At 61.5% G+C, this 17411-nt stretch carries 19 protein-coding genes and 1 pseudogene; 15 read left to right on the forward strand and 5 right to left on the reverse strand.

All coding sequences use genetic code 11. The annotated features are described in order from the left end of the window. The first annotated feature begins 58 nt into the window (after window positions 1–58). The 3 genes from phaZ to ACTJLA_RS08625 all read left to right on the forward strand — a co-directional run bounded on the left by phaZ (window position 59) and on the right by ACTJLA_RS08625 (window position 3326). On the forward strand, window positions 59–904 hold the full coding sequence (phaZ, locus tag ACTJLA_RS08615) for a poly(3-hydroxyalkanoate) depolymerase (RefSeq protein WP_019820034.1): 846 nt from the start codon (window positions 59–61) through the stop codon (window positions 902–904). Window positions 905–994: 90 nt separating this feature from the next. Continuing rightward, window positions 995–2677: a class II poly(R)-hydroxyalkanoic acid synthase gene (gene phaC, locus ACTJLA_RS08620; protein WP_181124063.1), complete on the forward strand. Its 1683-nt coding sequence runs from the start codon at window positions 995–997 to the stop codon at window positions 2675–2677. Between the two features lie 28 nt (window positions 2678–2705). Beyond that, window positions 2706–3326 (forward strand): TetR/AcrR family transcriptional regulator, encoded by a 621-nt coding sequence (locus ACTJLA_RS08625; RefSeq protein ID WP_054919462.1) that lies wholly within the window; start codon window positions 2706–2708, stop codon window positions 3324–3326. Between the two features lie 186 nt (window positions 3327–3512). Here ACTJLA_RS08625 and ACTJLA_RS08630 read toward each other — a convergent pair whose 3' ends face one another. The 3 genes from ACTJLA_RS08630 to ACTJLA_RS08640 form a co-directional block, all read right to left on the reverse strand. Further along, complete coding sequence (locus ACTJLA_RS08630; protein WP_034125564.1) at window positions 3513–4430, reverse strand: phasin family protein; 918 nt, start codon at window positions 4428–4430, stop codon at window positions 3513–3515. Window positions 4431–4442: 12 nt separating this feature from the next. After that, the gene (locus tag ACTJLA_RS08635; protein WP_060764876.1) at window positions 4443–4865 is read right to left on the reverse strand and encodes a phasin family protein; all 423 of its coding nucleotides are present in this window, start codon (window positions 4863–4865) and stop codon (window positions 4443–4445) included. A 104-nt stretch (window positions 4866–4969) separates the two neighbouring features. Continuing rightward, a complete protein-coding gene (locus ACTJLA_RS08640) occupies window positions 4970–5245 on the reverse strand; it encodes a polyhydroxyalkanoic acid system family protein (protein ID WP_034125562.1) in 276 nt (91 codons plus the stop codon). 145 nt (window positions 5246–5390) lie between these two features. Between ACTJLA_RS08640 and ubiE the strand changes: the two genes are divergently transcribed. The 12 genes and pseudogenes from ubiE (at window position 5391) to ACTJLA_RS08700 (ending at window position 15552) form a co-directional block, all read left to right on the forward strand. Continuing rightward, the gene (ubiE, locus tag ACTJLA_RS08645) at window positions 5391–6161 is read left to right on the forward strand and encodes a bifunctional demethylmenaquinone methyltransferase/2-methoxy-6-polyprenyl-1,4-benzoquinol methylase UbiE (RefSeq protein ID WP_003171186.1); all 771 of its coding nucleotides are present in this window, start codon (window positions 5391–5393) and stop codon (window positions 6159–6161) included. After that, window positions 6161–6784 (forward strand): ubiquinone biosynthesis accessory factor UbiJ, encoded by a 624-nt coding sequence (locus ACTJLA_RS08650; RefSeq protein WP_019820017.1) that lies wholly within the window; start codon window positions 6161–6163, stop codon window positions 6782–6784. The genes ubiE and ACTJLA_RS08650 overlap by 1 nt, the downstream gene beginning before the upstream one ends. Further along, the gene (gene ubiB, locus ACTJLA_RS08655; RefSeq protein ID WP_019820016.1) at window positions 6781–8385 is read left to right on the forward strand and encodes a ubiquinone biosynthesis regulatory protein kinase UbiB; all 1605 of its coding nucleotides are present in this window, start codon (window positions 6781–6783) and stop codon (window positions 8383–8385) included. The genes ACTJLA_RS08650 and ubiB overlap by 4 nt, the downstream gene beginning before the upstream one ends. 41 nt (window positions 8386–8426) lie before the next feature. Beyond that, a complete protein-coding gene (gene hisI, locus ACTJLA_RS08660; RefSeq protein WP_003187884.1) occupies window positions 8427–8819 on the forward strand; it encodes a phosphoribosyl-AMP cyclohydrolase in 393 nt (130 codons plus the stop codon). Between the two features lie 2 nt (window positions 8820–8821). Further along, a complete protein-coding gene (locus tag ACTJLA_RS08665; RefSeq protein WP_003187881.1) occupies window positions 8822–9154 on the forward strand; it encodes a phosphoribosyl-ATP diphosphatase in 333 nt (110 codons plus the stop codon). A gap of 26 nt (window positions 9155–9180) precedes the next feature. Then, complete coding sequence (locus ACTJLA_RS08670) at window positions 9181–9459, forward strand: twin-arginine translocase TatA/TatE family subunit (RefSeq protein ID WP_003187877.1); 279 nt, start codon at window positions 9181–9183, stop codon at window positions 9457–9459. Between the two features lie 10 nt (window positions 9460–9469). Further along, a complete protein-coding gene (gene tatB / locus ACTJLA_RS08675; protein WP_054897529.1) occupies window positions 9470–9877 on the forward strand; it encodes a Sec-independent protein translocase protein TatB in 408 nt (135 codons plus the stop codon). Beyond that, window positions 9874–10665, forward strand: a complete 792-nt coding sequence (gene tatC / locus ACTJLA_RS08680) for a twin-arginine translocase subunit TatC (protein ID WP_034125559.1) — start codon at window positions 9874–9876, stop codon at window positions 10663–10665. Before tatB ends, tatC begins: the two co-directional genes overlap by 4 nt. Further along, window positions 10662–11369 carry a 16S rRNA (uracil(1498)-N(3))-methyltransferase gene (locus ACTJLA_RS08685; RefSeq protein ID WP_054897530.1) on the forward strand — a complete coding sequence of 236 codons (708 nt, stop codon included), beginning with the start codon at window positions 10662–10664 and terminating at the stop codon, window positions 11367–11369. The genes tatC and ACTJLA_RS08685 overlap by 4 nt, the downstream gene beginning before the upstream one ends. A 223-nt stretch (window positions 11370–11592) precedes the next feature. After that, window positions 11593–12651 (forward strand): annotated as a pseudogene (locus ACTJLA_RS08690) (methyl-accepting chemotaxis protein); the annotation flags it as partial. Window positions 12652–12795: 144 nt separating this feature from the next. Continuing rightward, window positions 12796–13509: a methyl-accepting chemotaxis protein gene (locus ACTJLA_RS08695; protein ID WP_370712509.1), complete on the forward strand. Its 714-nt coding sequence runs from the start codon at window positions 12796–12798 to the stop codon at window positions 13507–13509. A gap of 135 nt (window positions 13510–13644) precedes the next feature. After that, complete coding sequence (locus tag ACTJLA_RS08700) at window positions 13645–15552, forward strand: methyl-accepting chemotaxis protein (RefSeq protein WP_054897531.1); 1908 nt, start codon at window positions 13645–13647, stop codon at window positions 15550–15552. Window positions 15553–15661: 109 nt separating this feature from the next. On the opposite strand, the gene ACTJLA_RS08705 is transcribed toward ACTJLA_RS08700, so the two are convergent. Further along, window positions 15662–16396: an amino acid ABC transporter ATP-binding protein gene (locus ACTJLA_RS08705; RefSeq protein WP_034125863.1), complete on the reverse strand. Its 735-nt coding sequence runs from the start codon at window positions 16394–16396 to the stop codon at window positions 15662–15664. After that, window positions 16389–17348: an amino acid ABC transporter permease gene (locus ACTJLA_RS08710; RefSeq protein ID WP_032893984.1), complete on the reverse strand. Its 960-nt coding sequence runs from the start codon at window positions 17346–17348 to the stop codon at window positions 16389–16391. The genes ACTJLA_RS08705 and ACTJLA_RS08710 overlap by 8 nt, the downstream gene beginning before the upstream one ends. Window positions 17349–17411: the final 63 nt, after the last annotated feature.

Genomic DNA, 17411 nt, shown 5'->3' on the forward strand with positions numbered 1-17411 from the left:
AGCTCCCACACTGACCGAGTTCCTACAGACCAATAGCACCACTTCACAGGGCTTGAGCATGGCGCAACCGTTCATCTTCCGTACCATCGACCTGGATGGCCAGACCATCCGCACGGCGGTACGCCCGGGCAAGCCGCACTTGACCCCGCTGCTGATCTTCAACGGCATCGGCGCCAACCTTGAGCTGGTGTTTCCGTTCGTCCAGGCCCTGGACCCGGACCTGGAAGTGATCGCCTTCGACGTGCCCGGCGTGGGCGGTTCCTCGACGCCGAACCGACCCTATCGCTTCCCCGGCCTGGCCAAGCTCACCGCGCGTATGCTCGATTACCTCGACTACGGCCAAGTGAATGCCGTGGGCGTGTCCTGGGGCGGAGCGTTGGCCCAGCAATTTGCGTATGACTACCCCGAGCGCTGCAAGAAATTGATCCTCGCGGCCACCGCGGCCGGGGCCTTTATGGTGCCGGGCAAGCCCAAGGTGTTGTGGCTGATGGCAAGCCCCAGGCGTTATATCCAGCCGTCCCACGTGGTGCGCATTGCACCGATGATTTATGGCGGTTCGTTCCGCCGTGATTCCAAACTGGCCGCCGAGCACGCCAGCAAAGTGCGCTCGGCCGGCAAGCTGGGCTACTACTGGCAACTGTTTGCCGGGCTGGGCTGGACCAGCATTCATTGGCTGCACAAGATCCGCCAGCCCACCCTGGTGCTGGCCGGGGACGATGACCCGCTGATCCCGCTGGTCAACATGCGCATGCTCGCCTGGCGCATCCCCAATGCACAGTTGCACATCATCGATGACGGCCACCTGTTCCTGATCACCCGGGCCGAAGCCGTGGCGCCGATCATCATGAAGTTTCTGGAGGAGGAGCGCCTGCGCGCCGTGATACATCCGCGACCGGCGGTGTGAAGGAACACACCACCGCGCAACTTGCCAGGAACCTACTATGGTTCTGGATTGGCGTGCCTGCTTGATGACTTGACGAAGGAGTGTTGGCTCATGCGAGAAAGACCCGTGACGAACCCGGCGCCCACCCCCGCTGCGTTCATCAACGCGCAAAATGCGATCACCGGCCTGCGCGGCCGGGACTTGCTGTCGACCCTGCGTACCGTCGCCGCGCACGGCCTGCGCAACCCGGTGCACACCGCCCGCCACGCCCTGGCCCTGGGCGGCCAGCTGGGCCGCGTGCTGCTGGGTGAGACCGTGCACGAACCCAACCCCAGGGACCATCGCTTCAGCGACCCCACCTGGAAGCTCAACCCACTGTACCGGCGCAGCTTGCAAGCCTATCTGAGCTGGCAAAAACAGACACGGCAGTGGATCGACGACAGCACCCTCAGTGACGATGATCGCGCCCGCGCGCAGTTCGCCTTCGCCCTACTCAACGATGCTGTCTCCCCTTCCAACACCCTGCTCAACCCGCTGGCGATCAAGGAGCTGCTCAACTCTGGCGGCAACAGCGTGGTGCGCGGCGTGAGCAACTTGTTCGAAGACCTGCTGCACAACAACGGTTTGCCGCGCCAGGTCAGCAAGCACGCCTTTGAAGTGGGCAAGACCGTGGCGACCACGCCCGGTTCGGTGGTGTTTCGCAACGAACTGCTGGAGCTGATCCAGTACAAGCCCATGAGCGAAAAACAATACGCCAAGCCGCTGCTGGTAGTGCCGCCGCAAATCAACAAGTACTACATCTTCGACCTGAGCCCGGCCAACAGCTTTGTGCAATACGCACTGAAAAACGGCCTGCAGACCTTTATGGTCAGCTGGCGCAACCCGGACGTGCGGCATCGCGAATGGGGCCTGTCCACCTACGTCGCGGCGCTGGAAGAAGCGCTCAACGTATGCCGGGCCATCACTGGCGCCCGCGAGGTCAACCTGATGGGCGCCTGCGCCGGCGGCCTGACCATCGCCGCCCTGCAAGGCCACCTGCAAGCCAAGCGCCAGTTGCGGCGCATCTCCAGCGCCAGTTACCTGGTGAGCCTGCTGGACAGCCAGATCGACAGCCCCGCTACATTGTTCGCCGATGAACAGACCCTGGAAGCCGCCAAACGCCGCTCCTACCAGCAAGGCGTGCTGGATGGCCGCGACATGGCCAAGATATTTGCCTGGATGCGCCCCAACGACCTGATCTGGAATTACTGGATCAATAATTACCTGCTGGGCAAGGAACCGCCGGCGTTCGACATCCTGTACTGGAACAATGACAACACGCGTCTGCCCGCCGCCCTGCACGGCGACCTGCTGGACTTCTTCAAGCACAACCCCCTGAGCCATCCCGGTGGCCTGGAGGTATGCGGCACGCCCATCGACTTGCGCAAGGTCTCGGTGGACAGCTTCAGCGTGGCCGGCATCAATGACCACATCACGCCGTGGGACGCGGTGTACCGCTCCACGCAACTGCTGGGTGGCGAGCGGCGCTTTGTGCTCTCCAACAGCGGGCATATCCAGAGCATCCTCAACCCACCGGGCAACCCCAAGGCCAACTACGTCGAGAACCTCAAGCTGAGCAGCGACCCGCGCGCCTGGTATTACGACGCCCAGCACGTCGAAGGCAGTTGGTGGCCACAATGGCTGGAGTGGGTACAAAAACGCTCCGGCGTACAACGCGAAACCCTCACCGCCCTGGGCAACCAGAATTACCCACCGATGGAAGCGGCGCCGGGTACTTACGTGCGCGTGCGCTGAGCTCAGCAATCAACTTTAAGAAGACTGGATGAAGACCCGCGACCGTATCCTTGAATGCGCCCTGCAGTTGTTCAACCACAAGGGCGAACCGAACGTATCGACCATGGAGGTGGCCAATGAGATGGGGATCAGCCCCGGCAACCTCTACTACCACTTCCATGGCAAGGAGCCGTTGGTGCTGGGGCTGTTCGAGCGCTTTCAGTGTGAGCTGGCGCCACTGCTGGACCCTCCTGCGGATGCGCAACTGGAAGCTGAGGACTACTGGCTGTTTTTGCACCTGATTGTCGAGCGCATGGCCCACTATCGGTTCCTGTTCCAGGACTTGTCGAACCTGGCGGGGCGCTTGCCCAAGCTGGCCAAGGGGATCCGTCACCTGCTCACGGCGCTCAAGCGCACCTTGGCGTCATTGCTTGCGCGGCTGAAGGCGGCAGGGCAACTGGTTAGCGATACCCAGGCGTTGGGGCAACTGGTGGAGCAGATCACCCTGACATTGCTGTTTTCGTTGGATTACCAACGGATTCTGGACCGTGAAGGTGAGGTACGGGTGGTGGTGTACCAGATCATGATGCTGGTGGCGCCGCATCTGCTGCCAACGGCGCGGCAGGCGACCGAGCGGTTCGCCTTGAAGTACCTGGATGACACCGATTAAACATGTAGGAGCGAGCTTGCTCGCGAAAAACGTCAACGATAACGAGTGCCTCCTGAATGAACGCGGCGTCTTTGAGTTTTTCGCGAGCAAGCTCGCTCCTACAAAATGGGGAATGCGGCGTTTTTGAGGCTTGCATAAAAAACGCCCAATCTTCGCAGACCGGGCGTTTTATGTGTCCCGTAAAAATCAGGACTGACTGGATGGCGTCGGGGTAACCGGCGTTGCAGTCGGGGTAGCAGCCGCATGCGTCGGCGCGGACACCGAATTGGCGGTAGAAGCGGCCGGTGCTGGTGCCGTGGCTGGCTTTGCGGCTGCCGGTTTTTTCGCTACCGCAGGCTTTTTGGCCGCTGCAGGCTTGGCAGCTGGTTTCGCAGCGGCGGGCTTGGCAGCAGGTTTAGCGGCAGCGGTTTTAGCCGCAGGTTTGGCAGCCGGTTTAGCCGCAGGTTTCGCGGCGGCTTTAGCGGCCACTGGCTTAGCGGCAGGCTTGGTAGCCGGTTTGGCGGCAGCAGTTTTAGCCGCTGGCTTGGCCGCAGGTTTCGCCGCGGCTTTGGCCGGCGCTTTGGCAGCGGGTTTGGCAGCTGGCTTGGCGGCGGCTTTAACCAGAGGCTTGGCGGCAGTTTTGGCGGTGGGTTTTGCAGCGGCGGTTTTAGCCGCAGGTTTGGCCGCCGGTTTTGCTGCAGGCTTGGCCGCGGCGGTCTTGGCGGGAGCCGCTTTGGCGCCGGTGAGTTTTTCGATTTGCTTGGTCAAGGTATCAACCTTGCTATGCAGCGCCTTCAACTCAGCCTTGCTCGGTACGCCCAGTCGCGAAATAGCACTGTTGAGGCGCTTGTCGAACGTTTCTTCCAACTTGCCCCAAGTATCCGAAATACTCGATTTGGCGGAACCCGCACTCGCCTTGGCAGCGTCGACTTTTTTACCGACCGTGCTCTTGGTCAACTTCTCGGCCTTCTCGCCGTCTTTGACCAAGGTCTCGAAGAGTTTGCTGCCGTCACTGTCGATCTTCGAGTACACGCCTAAACCAGCGAGCCAGATTTTGCGGGAATATTCTTCAACTTTCCCGACCCACGAGCTGCCTTCTTTCTGAGTAGTCTTTTTAACAGCCATCCCGATGTCTCCTTAGTGTTTACGCGCGACACGTTCGAGCAATGCCGTCAGCTCTTCGAGCTTAGCAGAGAGTGTCTCCACGTCATGTTTAGACGCAATGCCGATCCGATTCAAGGCACTGCCGACACGAGTATCAAAAGCTTTTTCAACTTTATCCAGTTGAAGTTCGACCAGGCCTTTGACACCGGAGACGTTACTCTTTACTTGGTCAATCTGACTGTTGGCGGCATCAAGTTGTTCAACTACAACTTTTTTACCTTTACTTTCAACACGTTGACCGCTTCTAACGAGTTCTTTGAAGTACTCGCCGCCTTCGCTGCCGACCTTGGCATAGGCGCCAAGACCCGCCAGCCAGATCTTGCGGGCGTAGCTTTTAACCTCACTCAGGGGGGTGGTCTGAACGTCGATTTTTTTCTTCAAAATAACTTTGGCCATGGTGCACCTCACACAGAATTGGGTGGCGGACGGCCCGCAAGAGTTGAGGGCTTGGGCACAAAGTAAGGTTTAAAATTAGAATCGGCACCCTAAGCACAGCCGTATCAAGCCAGGGCCTTATCCAGGGCCTTTTCGATTTCGGACTTGATCGTGCCACTCATGGCCGACATCAGCAGGCCAAGTTCCACATCAATGCGCAGCGAATCATCGGCCACCAATACCGTGCCTTTAACCCCGGAGCGCTTGAGCTTCAGGGTGTCGCCAGCCCACGAAGACTCCACCCCATATTTATCCTCGAGTTTGCGCGCCAATTGCTCCGCCTTGGCCCGCGCCTGTTCTTTTCCCAGGGTATGTTCACGCTCAACGGTAATACGGGCCATTGCAATGACTCCTCTTTATAACGACTCAGAACACCCGCCATGCGGCAAAAGGTCTCGATGAGCGTCTATCTTACCTGCAGCCTTGCCAAGACAAAGCAGGCCTTGGGGATTATCATGTCCCGCATTCTCTTTTGGTGACAGCGATATGACTGATCAGCGCAAAGGCAGCGATGCCGAACCCACCACTCACTTCGGCTTCAAGAACGTCCCGGAAAGCCAAAAGGCGGAAAAAGTCGCTGAGGTGTTCCACTCCGTGGCAGCCAAGTACGACCTGATGAACGACGTGCTCTCCGGCGGCATGCACCGCCTGTGGAAGCGCTTCACCATCGAGTTGTCGGGCGTACGCACCGGCAACCGGGTGCTGGACATCGCCGGTGGCACAGGCGACCTGGCGGCCAAGTTCTCCAAGCTGGTTGGCCCCACCGGCCAGGTGGTATTGGCCGATATCAACGGCTCGATGCTCAAGGTTGGCCGCGACCGACTGCTCGACAAAGGCGTGGCCGGCAATATCGAGTTCGTCCAGGCCGATGCCGAGAAGCTGCCGTTCCCCGACAACCATTTCGACTGCGTGACCATCGCGTTCGGCCTGCGTAACGTGACTCACAAGGAAGACGCGATCCGCTCGATGCTGCGCGTACTCAAGCCGGGTGGCCGCCTGCTGGTGCTGGAATTCTCCAAGCCGACCAACGCGCTGATGTCCAAGGTCTACGACACCTATTCGTTCGCCTTCATGCCACTGATGGGCAAGCTGATCACCAACGACGCCGAGAGCTACCGCTACCTGGCCGAGTCGATCCGCATGCACCCGGACCAGGAAACCCTGAAGTCGATGATGGTGGAGGCCGGTTTCGACCGCGTGACCTACCACAACATGACGTCCGGCATCGTCGCCCTGCACCGCGGCATCAAGCCCTGATGCTGCTGCAAGGTCTTCTCGCCAGCGTCGAGCACGGCCTCAACCGTGTACTGCGCCTGGACAGCACCGCCCTGGCGCGGCTCGCGCACCTGACCGGCAAAGTCATTGCCGTCGACTGCCGAAGCCCCGCCTTGCAGCTGTTTATCCTGCCCAGCGATGAAGGCCTGCTGCTCGCCACTCAATGGGCCGCTGAGGCCGATTGCACCCTGCGTGCACCAGCCTCAAGCCTGTTGCACCTGGCACTGAGCCGCAACAAGACCGCCATCCTCCACAGCCCCGAGGTGGAACTGGAAGGCGACAGTGCGGTGCTGATGGACCTGGCCGCCGTGCTGCAAGACCTGGAGCTGGACTGGGAATACGAACTGTCGCGCTGGATTGGCCCCGTCGCCACCCAGTTGATCAGCGGGCACCTGCGCAGCCGCTCGCGCTGGTACCAGCAAGGGTTCGCCAGCCTCAACCAGAACCTTGCAGAATACCTGAGCGAAGAATCGCGCACCCTGGTCGGGCAACGGGAAGCGCAAGCGCGCTTTCGCGAGCTCGACAAGGCCAAAATCGACCTGGAACGCCTCGAGGCCCGCTTCGAGCGCTTGAGCCGTTCCCTTGATCCAAGCGATAACGCATGAAGCTGCTCGCCGTCCGCCGTTTGTTTCGTATCCAGCGCGTCGTAATCCGCTACCGTCTCGATGACCTGCTGTTTGCCCTGCCCTTGCCGTGGTTCCTGCTGGCGGTGCGTTATGTGCTGCCGTGGCGCTGGTTGCCCCGCAAGCCGTCGCCGTTGAGCCGTGGCGCCAGCCTGCGCTTGGCGTTGCAGGATTTGGGGCCTATCTTCATCAAGTTCGGGCAGATCCTCTCCACCCGCCGCGACCTGTTGCCCGAAGACATCGCCGACGAGCTGATGCTGCTGCAGGACCGCGTGCCGCCGTTCGATTCGCAGCAGTCGATGGCGCTGATCGAAGAACAGCTGGGCCAGAAGATCAGCGAGGTGTTCAGCCGCTTCGACGTCGAGCCCCTGGCCTCGGCCTCGGTCGCGCAGGTTCACGCCGCGCAGCTCAAGACCGGCGAAGAAGTGGTGGTGAAAGTCATTCGCCCAGGCCTCAAGCCGATCATCGGCCAGGACCTGGCATGGCTGTTTATCCTCGCCCGCGCCGCCGAACGCTTCTCCGCCGATGCGCGCCTGCTGCACCCGGTGGACGTGGTCGCCGACTACGAAAAAACCATCTACGACGAACTCGACCTGCTGCGCGAAGCGGCCAATGCCAGCCAATTGCGACGCAACTTCGAAGGCTCGCAACTGCTGTATGTGCCGCAGGTGTATTGGGACTGGTGCCGGCCAAAAGTGCTGGTGATGGAGCGCATCTACGGCGTGCAGGTTACCGACCTCGCGACCCTGGCCGACCAGCGCACCGACATGAAGATGTTGGCAGAACGCGGTGTGGAGATTTTCTTCACCCAAGTGTTCCGCGACAGTTTCTTCCACGCCGACATGCACCCGGGCAACATCTTCGTCAGCACCGTCAACCCGTGGAGCCCGCAGTACATCGCCATCGACTGCGGTATCGTCGGCAGCCTCACCCCGGAAGACCAGGATTACCTGGCGCGCAACCTGTTTGCCTTCTTCAAGCGCGACTATCGCCGTGTGGCGCAGTTGCACATTGATTCGGGTTGGGTGCCAGCGGAAACCAAACTCAACGAATTCGAAGCGGCGATCCGCACCGTGTGCGAGCCGATCTTCGAAAAACCGTTAAAGGATATTTCGTTCGGCCAAGTGCTGATGCGCCTGTTCCAGACCGCGCGGCGCTTCAATATGGAAGTGCAGCCGCAACTGGTGCTGTTGCAGAAGACCCTGCTGAACATCGAAGGCCTGGGCCGCCAGCTCTACCCGGACCTCGACTTGTGGAACACTGCGCAACCCTTCCTGGAACGCTGGATGCGCGAGCGCATGAGCCCGAAAACCATGCTGGGCAACCTGCACAGCCAGTTCGAGCAACTGCCGCACCTGGCCAACATGACCCGCGACCTGCTGGAGCGCATGTCCCAGCCCCATGCCAAGGACCCTGAGCCACCGTGGCGCAAGCGCAAGGACGACTGGTTCCTGCGCCTGCTCGGCGCCGCGCACCTGGTGGGCGGCGTGATGCTGGCGATTGGTGGGCCATTGAACCAACTAGGCCACTGGCCAGCGGGCATCATGGTCGCCGTGGGCGTTTATCTGATCGTGCGTCGATAGCCCATCCGGTTATACACTGTCGCAAATTGCCGGAGCCGAACATGAAAGACTGGCTGGATGAGATCAAATGGGACAGTGACGGCCTGGTGCCGGCCATTGCCCAGGACTACAAGACCGGGCGCGTGCTGATGATGGCCTGGATGAACCGCGAGGCCCTGAGCCTCACCGCCGCCGAGCAGCGCGCCATCTACTGGTCACGTTCGCGTGGCAAACTGTGGCGCAAGGGCGAAGAATCCGGGCACGTGCAGACCCTGCACGAGCTGCGCCTGGACTGCGATGCCGACGTGGTAATCCTCAAGGTCGAGCAGATCGGCGGCATTGCCTGCCACACTGGCCGCCACAGTTGCTTCTATCGCGTGTTCGAGAATGGCGAATGGAAGGTTGTGGAGCCGGTGCTCAAAGACCCGCACGCCATCTACCCAGCAGGACACTGAACATGAGCGATACCCTGAACCGTGTGGCCCAGGTGCTGGAAGACCGCAAAGGCGCGGATGCCGACAGCTCCTACGTCGCCAGCCTGTACCACAAGGGCCTGAACAAGATTCTGGAAAAACTCGGCGAAGAATCCGTCGAGACCATCATTGCGGCCAAGGACGCGCAAATCAGCGGTGATTACAGCGATGTAATCTATGAGACCGCAGACTTGTGGTTCCATAGCCTGGTGATGCTCGCCCAACTGGGGCAGCACCCACAGGCCGTGCTGGATGAACTGGACCGTCGCTTCGGCTTGTCCGGGCACGCCGAGAAGGCCTCGCGCCCGTCCGCCTGAATAACTGAGACTTGAGGATTTGAAGCATGGGCATTTTTGACTGGAAACACTGGATCGTCATTCTGGTGGTAGTGGTATTGGTGTTCGGCACCAAGAAGCTCAAGAACCTGGGCACCGATGTGGGCGAGTCGATCAAGGGCTTTCGCAAAGCCATGAACGATGATGAAAAGCCGGCCGAGCCAAGCGCCAATCCGGTGCCACCGGCCCAGCCTGTTCACCCGCAGGCCACCCAGCCGATCACTGAGCGCCGTACCTTCGACGTGCAGGCTGAAAAGGTCCAAGAGCCGACCCGCAAAGACTCGTGAGCACTGACTAATGTTTGGTATCAGCTTCTCTGAACTGCTGCTCGTCGGCCTGGTGGCCCTGCTGGTACTGGGGCCGGAACGCCTGCCCGGTGCCGCACGCACCGCCGGCTTGTGGATCGGGCGCCTCAAGCGCAGTTTCAACGCGATCAAACAGGAAGTTGAACGGGAAATCGGTGCCGACGAAATCCGTCGGCAATTGCACAACGAGCACATCCTCTCGTTGGAGCAGGAAGCCCGCAAGATTCTTTCCCCGGTGCAAGAGCCGGCCAAGCCGGTAACGCCGGTGGCCGAGCACAGCATCGCGCCAGCCCCTGTGGCCGACGCCACACCGGCAGCGCCCGCCCCACCGACGCCTGCGCCGACGCCCGTCGCGTCGCCCGCGCCCCATGACCCTACATTGCCGCCGCGAGCCCCATGAGCGCTGATAAACCGGAAAACGACCAGCACATGCCGCTGGTCTCGCACCTCACCGAGTTGCGAACCCGCCTGCTGCGTTGCGTGGCGGCGATCTTCATCATCTTTGCCGGGCTGTTCGCCTTTACCCAGCAGATCTACACCTTCGTCTCGACGCCCCTGCGCCAGTACCTGCCGGCCGGCGCGACGATGATCGCCACCGATGTGTCGTCGCCGTTCCTGACCCCCTTGAAGCTGACCATGATGGTCTCGCTGTTCCTGGCGATCCCGGTGATCCTGCATCAGATCTGGGGCTTTATCGCGCCGGGCCTGTACAAGCACGAGAAGCGCATCGCTGTGCCATTGTTGGTGTCGAGCATCCTGCTCTTCTACACCGGCATGGCCTTCGCCTACTTCCTGGTGTTCCCGCTGATCTTCAAGTTCTTCGCCGCCGCCACCCCGGCCGGCGTGGAGATGATGACCGATATCACCAGCTACCTCGATTTCGTGATGACGCTGTTCTTCGCCTTTGGCGTGGCATTCGAAATTCCGGTAGCGGTAGTGTTGCTGGTGTGGATCGGCGTGGTCGACGTCAAGTACCTGAAAAAGATCCGCCCGTACGTGATCATCGGCTGCTTCGTGGTCGGCATGATCCTCACGCCACCGGACATCTTCTCCCAGACCTTGCTGGCCGTGCCGATGTGGATGCTGTTCGAGGTGGGCATCCTGTTCAGCGGCCTGATCAGCAAGCGTGGCGAACACCCGGATGACGCGCCTGCCGACGACGACCAACCGCCAGCGACCCAGCCGTGAACCTGCTGCTGCTCGAAGAGGCCGACTTTATCGCGGCCGACCGCGTAGTGCTGCGTGATCGTCGCCTGGTGCATATGCAGGAGGTTCACCGCGCCGCCGTCGGTGACACCCTGCGTGTGGGCCGCATTGGCGGGCTGATGGGCAATGCCCAACTGCTGCGCCTGGAAGCCACTGAAGCCGAACTGCAAGTGAGCTTCGACCAACCGCCACCGAGCAAACTACCCCTGACCTTGCTGCTGGCCCTGCCCCGCCCGAAGATGCTGCGCCGGGTGCTGCAAACCGTGGCGGCCATGGGCGTGCCCAAGGTGGTACTGGTCAACAGCTACCGCGTGGAAAAAAGCTTCTGGCAAACCCCGTTCCTGGAGCCGGAAGCGGTGCGCGAGCAACTGATTCTCGGCCTGGAACAAGCGCGGGACACGGTGCTGCCCGAGATCATTATCGAGAAACGCTTCAAGCCGTTTGTGGAAGATCGTCTGCCGGCCATGGCGGCTGGCACCTTGGGCCTGATCGGCCATCCGGGCGATTACCCGGCCTGCCCCCGAGCCCTCGAGGAACCGGTGACCCTCGCGATCGGCCCGGAAGGCGGCTGGATTCCCTATGAAGTGGACCTGCTGGCCAAGGCTGGTTTACAGCCGGTGCAACTGGGTGCACGTATTTTACGCGTCGAAACCGCCGTAACGGCCCTGCTCGCCCGTCTGTTCTAACCCCCGACTGATCGTTCCCATGCTCTGCGTGGGAATGCCGCTCAGGACGCTCTGCGTCCGCCCTTGTGACGCAGAGCGTCACGCCATTCATTCCCACGCAGAGCGTGGGAACGATCACCAGAGCGTGGGAATGATCGCCAGAGCGTGGGAACGATCAAGTATCCCCGTGCGTTGCCGATAGCCTTTGAATAAGTCCAAGCCTTGTTCCAGGGGAGTTCGCAGCATGTATCGTTGGTTAGCCGAGAAGTTGGGGAATGTAAGCGTCAACCGCAAGCTGAGCGTGGGCTTTGGCCTGGTGTTGCTCCTGACGCTGTTGATCACCTTTACCGGCTGGACCGGACTGGGCGATGTGATCAGTCGCGGCGACAAGCTGGGCTTCATTTCCAGCCTCAATGGCCTGACCAAAGACCTGCGCCTGGCGCGCCTGGACTTCGATATGCGCCGTGGCGAGCAAGGCACGGACAAGGTCGACGGCCTGCTCGCCCACCTCGACAGCGGCCTGAAGACCGCCGCCGAGCTGATCGAGCAACCTGACGACAAAGCCCTGGTCGAGCAACAGCAGGAAGCCTTGAACCAATACAAAAAGGCCTTCGCCGCCATGGTCCAGGCGGGCCTCAAACGTGAGGGCGCCCGCAGCAAGCTCGGAGACACCGCCGACAATGCCGTCGCCAAGATCAACGAAATCGAAAAAGCCCTGCTGCAAGGTGACAGCGTCGCCCAGTTCAACAGCGTGGTCGAGCAGAGCAAGCTGATCCAGCAATCGCGCTTCCAGGTACGCGGCTACACCTACAGCGGCAAGGTCGAAGCCGAGCAACCGGCCCTGGATGCCATCGACAACGCCCTGAAAAAAATCACCGAACTGCAAGGCCAGTTGCCTGCGCAATACCAGGCCAACCTGCAAGAAGCCGGGGCTTCACTGCAAGCCTACCGCGCCGCCGTCAGCCAGTATCGCGATTCCCAGGTCGCCAGCGCAGCAGCGCTGAAAACCATGATCGCCCAGGGCGACATCCTGCTGGGCCACAGTGAAAAACTCACCGTCTCCCAGACCGCCGTGCGTGACGCAGATGCCGCGCAGGCCAAATACCTGTTGCTGCTTGCCACCGTACTGGCGCTGATCGTCGGCGTCTTCGCGGCCTGGGCCATCACCCGCCAGATCGTCATCCCCCTGAACCAGACCCTCGAAGTCGCCGAGCGTGTGGCCTCCGGCGATCTGAGCCACAACCTGGAATCGGGCCGCCAGGACGAACTGGGCCAATTGCAGCGTGCCATGCAAAGCATGACCGTGGGCCTGCGCGAGTTGATCGGCGGGATCAGCGACGGGGTCACCCAGATCGCCAGCGCCGCTGAGCAGTTGTCAGCCGTGACCGAACAAACCAGCGCCGGGGTCAACAGCCAGAAGGTCGAGACCGACCAGGTGGCCACCGCCATGAACGAGATGGCGGCCACCGTGCAGGAAGTGGCGCGCAACGCCGAAGAGGCCTCGGAAGCCGCCGTGGCTGCCGACCAGCAAGCCCGTGAAGGCGACCAGGTGGTGGGTGAAGCCATCGCCCAGATCGAGCGCTTGGCCACCGAAGTGGGTAATTCCACGGTGGCCATGGGTGAACTCAAGCGCGAAAGCGACAAGATCGGCAGTGTGCTCGACGTGATCAAATCCGTGGCCCAGCAAACCAACCTGCTGGCCCTTAACGCCGCCATTGAGGCGGCGCGTGCCGGTGAGGCCGGGCGCGGCTTTGCCGTGGTGGCCGACGAGGTGCGCAGCCTGGCCCAGCGCACGCAGAAGTCCACTGAAGAGATCGAAGAGCTGATCGTCGGCCTGCAAAGTGGTACCCAGCAGGTGGCAACCATCATGGACAACAGCCGCGGGCTGACCGAGAGCAGTGTTGAGCTGACGCGCCGGGCCGGCCACGCGCTGGGCAATATCACCCGTACCGTCTCGACCATCCAGGCCATGAACTCACAGATCGCCACCGCCGCCGAGCAGCAAAGCGCCGTGGCTGAAGAGATCAACCGCAGCGTGCTGAATGTGCGCGACATCTCCGAGCAAACCTCGTCGGCCAGCGAAGAAACTGCGTCCTCCAGTGCCGAACTGGCGCGCCTGGGGATCTACCTGCAGACCCTCGTCGGGCGCTTCCGAGTCTGAATTACCCTACACGGCGGCTTACCAAAGCCGCCGCAACTTGTGAAATCTCCTACACAGTTATCAGCCCTCCACGGTCCCGAATCGAATTAGCGTTTCATGTGTCGCGAAACGCTTTCTCTGATTCGGAGGTTCACCATGTTTCTTCGGCTGACCCGCGTGCTGGTCAATGCCAGCGTCCGCCTCAAGCTAGCCCTGGGTTTTGGCCAAGTGCTGATCCTCAGTTTCCTGATCGCAGCCACGGGCTGGCAAGCCTTGAGCGCCGTGCTTTACCGATCCGACAGCCTGACGGTCCTGGGCCATCTGGCTGTCGAAGCCGAGGCCATGCGCGCCGACCGCATCGTGTACCGCACGCTGATGGACAGCAACAGCCTGGACAAGATGAACCAAAGGATTGAACAGATCGACCAGTATCTGACCGGCCTTTCGAGCCGCTTGCGAGCCGCCACCGACCGACAATGGCTGGAAGAAGCGGCTCTGTTGGTGTCGGGCTCGAAAGCCGCGCTCGTACAGTTGCCACCGTTGCTGGCCGCGCGCGAGCAGATCCGTCCGGCGCTCAAGAAGTCCGCCCTGCAGGCCAGTGACACCCTCGCTCAACTGGCCAGTGACTTGCCCGATCAAAATGACGAGAAGGCCCTCGACGCCATCGAGAACCTGCGCCAGGCCATGGAGCAAGCCGAAGATCGGGCGCAGAGCCCCGCCTGGGCGGCCGTTACCTTAAAGGCCTACGCCAATGCGTTCGACCAGTCGCTTGATGAACTGCAGGCCGCGCTGGCTTCCGTCACCGCGCTCCCGGTGGACTCGACGCTGCTCAAGACCGATTTGGCCAACTACCGTGAACAACTGCTAAAGCTCGAGCAAGCCCAACTCGATACCGAAACCGTGCAAAACAGCCTCGAACAGCAACTCAACGAGCTGCGGGACAAGAGCAATCTGCTGAGCCAGAGCCAGAATGCCAGGCGCAACAACGAGGCGGACCAAACCCGTGCGTTGCTGATCAGCGTGACAGTGGCCGCCCTGGCACTGGGCACGCTGGCCGCCTGGTGGATCGCCCGGCAGATTGCGGCGCCACTGCGAGAAATTCTCGGCGCCGCCCACCGTGTTGCCGAGGGCGACCTCAGCCATGACATGGCGGTCGACCGTCGCGACGAACTCGGCCAGTTGCAGCAAAGCATCGGGCAAATGACCCGCAGCCTGCGTAGCCTGATCAGCAGTATCGGTGACAGCGCCCGGCAGATCGCCGGAGCGGCCACGCAGTTATCCACCGTCACCGAGCAGACCCGCAGCGGGCTCAACGAGCAGAAAGATGAAACCGACCAGGTGGCGACGGCAATGAATGAAATGCTCGCCACTGCCCAGGAAGTGGCGCGCCACGCCGAACGCGCCTCGGTGGCGGCCCAAGAAGCCGACCATCAGGCCGGCGCCGGTGAGCAGGTGGTCACCCAGGCCGTGGAGCAGATTGGCAACCTGGCCAGTGAAATGGCGCTGTCAGGCCGTGCGATGCTCGCGCTGCAACAGGAGAGCCAGAAGATCGCCAGTGTGCTGGACGTGATCAAGTCTGTTTCTCAGCAGACCAACCTGCTGGCCCTGAACGCCGCCATTGAAGCGGCACGTGCGGGCACTGCCGGCCAAGGCTTTGCGGTGGTCGCCGACGAAGTGCGCAGCCTGGCCCAACGCACTCAGGAATCGGCCGAGGAGATCGAAGGGCTGATCCTCGGCCTGCACAATGGCACTCAGCAGGTGGCAGACATCATGGACAGCAGCCGCAACCTGACCGACAACAGCGTCGCCCTGACCCGCGACGCCGGCGACGCCCTGAGCGCCATTGCCCGCACGGTGTCGATCATCCAGGAAATGAACCCGCAGATCGCCGCCGCAGCGGAACAGCAAAGCGCTGTGGCCGAGGAGATCAACCGCAGTGTGTTGAAGGTGCGGGACGTGTCGGAACAAACCGCCGCCGCCAGCGAGGAAACGGCGGCCGCGAGTGTTCAGTTGACAAGGTTGAGCCTGGACTTGCAGACGCTGGTCGACAAATTCAAGCTTTGACCTGTGGCGAGGGAGCTTGCTCCCGCTGGGCTGCACAGCGGCCCCAAAATCTTGGGAGCGCTTCGCACTCCAGCGCGAGCAAGCTCGCTCGCCACAGAGGCAAATATTTCTACAGGACTTGGCGCAGGAAGGCCTGGGCACGCGGGTCTTTTGGCGCATTGAAGAACTCGGCCGGGGCGGCGTCTTCCAGCAGTTTTCCGTGATCGAAAAACAACACCCGGTCTGCCACTTCCCGGGCAAAGCCCATCTCGTGGGTGACGCACACCATGGTCATGCCTTCCAGGGCCAGGGTCTTCATCACGTCGAGCACTTCACCGACCATTTCCGGGTCGAGGGCCGAGGTGGGCTCGTCAAACAGCATCACCTTGGGCTCCATGGCCAGGGCTCGGGCAATGGCGACTCGCTGCTGCTGGCCGCCAGACAGGCGCGATGGAAACTCGTGGGCCTTCTGCGCAATACCGACCTTTTCCAACAGCGCCAGGGCCTTGGCCTCGCGCTCTTGCTTGCCGCGCTTGCGCACGACCTTTTGCGCCAGGCACAGGTTTTCCAGCACGGTCATGTGGGGGAACAGGTTGAAGTGCTGGAACACCATGCCGACTTCACGGCGGTAGGCATTCACGTCGGTCTTAGGGTCGGCCAGTTGCAGGCCGTCGATGCTCACCGAACCCGAATCGAACGCCTCCAACCCATTCAGGCAGCGCAAGAAGGTGGACTTGCCGGAACCCGAAGGTCCGATCACCACCAGCACCTCGCCCTTGGCCACTTGGGTGGTGACGTGATCCACCGCGCGCACCAGTTGCCCACGGGTATCGAAGACTTTTACCAGATCGCGTACTTCAATCACTTTGGGCAAGCCTCCGCTCAAGCCGGCTGGCCATCTTCGACAGCGGCAGGTTGATCAGCAGGTACAAGCCCGCCACACAAAACAGGATTTCAAACGGCGAGAACGAGGTGGTGATCACTTCGCGGCCGCTCTTGAGCAACTCGGTAATCGCGATCACCGACACCAGAGACGTATCCTTGACCAGGCTGATAAATTGCCCGGCCAGGGGCGGCAGCACACGCTTGAAGGCCTGCGGCAGTACCACGTGGCGCATCGACTGGCTGGCGCTCAAGCCCAGGGAACGCGCCGCTTCATCCTGGCCACGGGTGATGGACTGCACGCCGGCGCGCACGATTTCTGCCACGTAGGCACCCGTGAACAACGACAGTGCGGCAATCCCGGCAAACTCCCGGGACAGGTTGAGCACCGTGCCGATAAAGAAATAGAAAATGAAGATCTGCACCAGCAGCGGCGTGCCCCGCACCAGCTCGACATAGATTGTCGACAGATCGCGCAAGGTGGGATTTTTCGACAGCCTGCACAGCCCGGTCGCCAAGCCAATCGCCAAACCCAGGATGCCGGACACCACCGACAGCCACAGCGTGGTCCACAAGCCCCACATCAATGGTCCCAATGCCCATTGCCGGGTCACGCCGACCACATCGCCTTCAGCCACATCGTCGCCGCGCGCCACTTGCAGGCTGTTATCGGCGACTGTGAGCTTTTGCTCGACTCCGGCGTCGTTGCGCAGGGTGACTTCGGCCGTATCGCCTTTGCGCACCAACTCGACCACGGTGGAAATATCCGCGGCGCGCTGGGAGGTCTCGGCTTGATAGGCGAAGTATTGGGGGACGCGATTCCAGCGCCATTCGTAAGACATCAACGACGTAGCGTAGTACAAGGCACCCGCCAGGCCGACCAGCACGACCACCGTCAGCAGGTGCCAGGGCCATTGGGCTTTTTTCTGTTTCATTTCACTTTCCGCATAGGTGTCGCCTGATAGGCCGCCATCCCGGGCAAGCCCGCCCCCACAGGT

It is taken from the genome of Pseudomonas sp. 22072 (genome assembly GCF_052046095.1).
In the GTDB taxonomy this organism is placed as follows: Bacteria; Pseudomonadota; Gammaproteobacteria; order Pseudomonadales; family Pseudomonadaceae; genus Aquipseudomonas; species Aquipseudomonas paracarnis.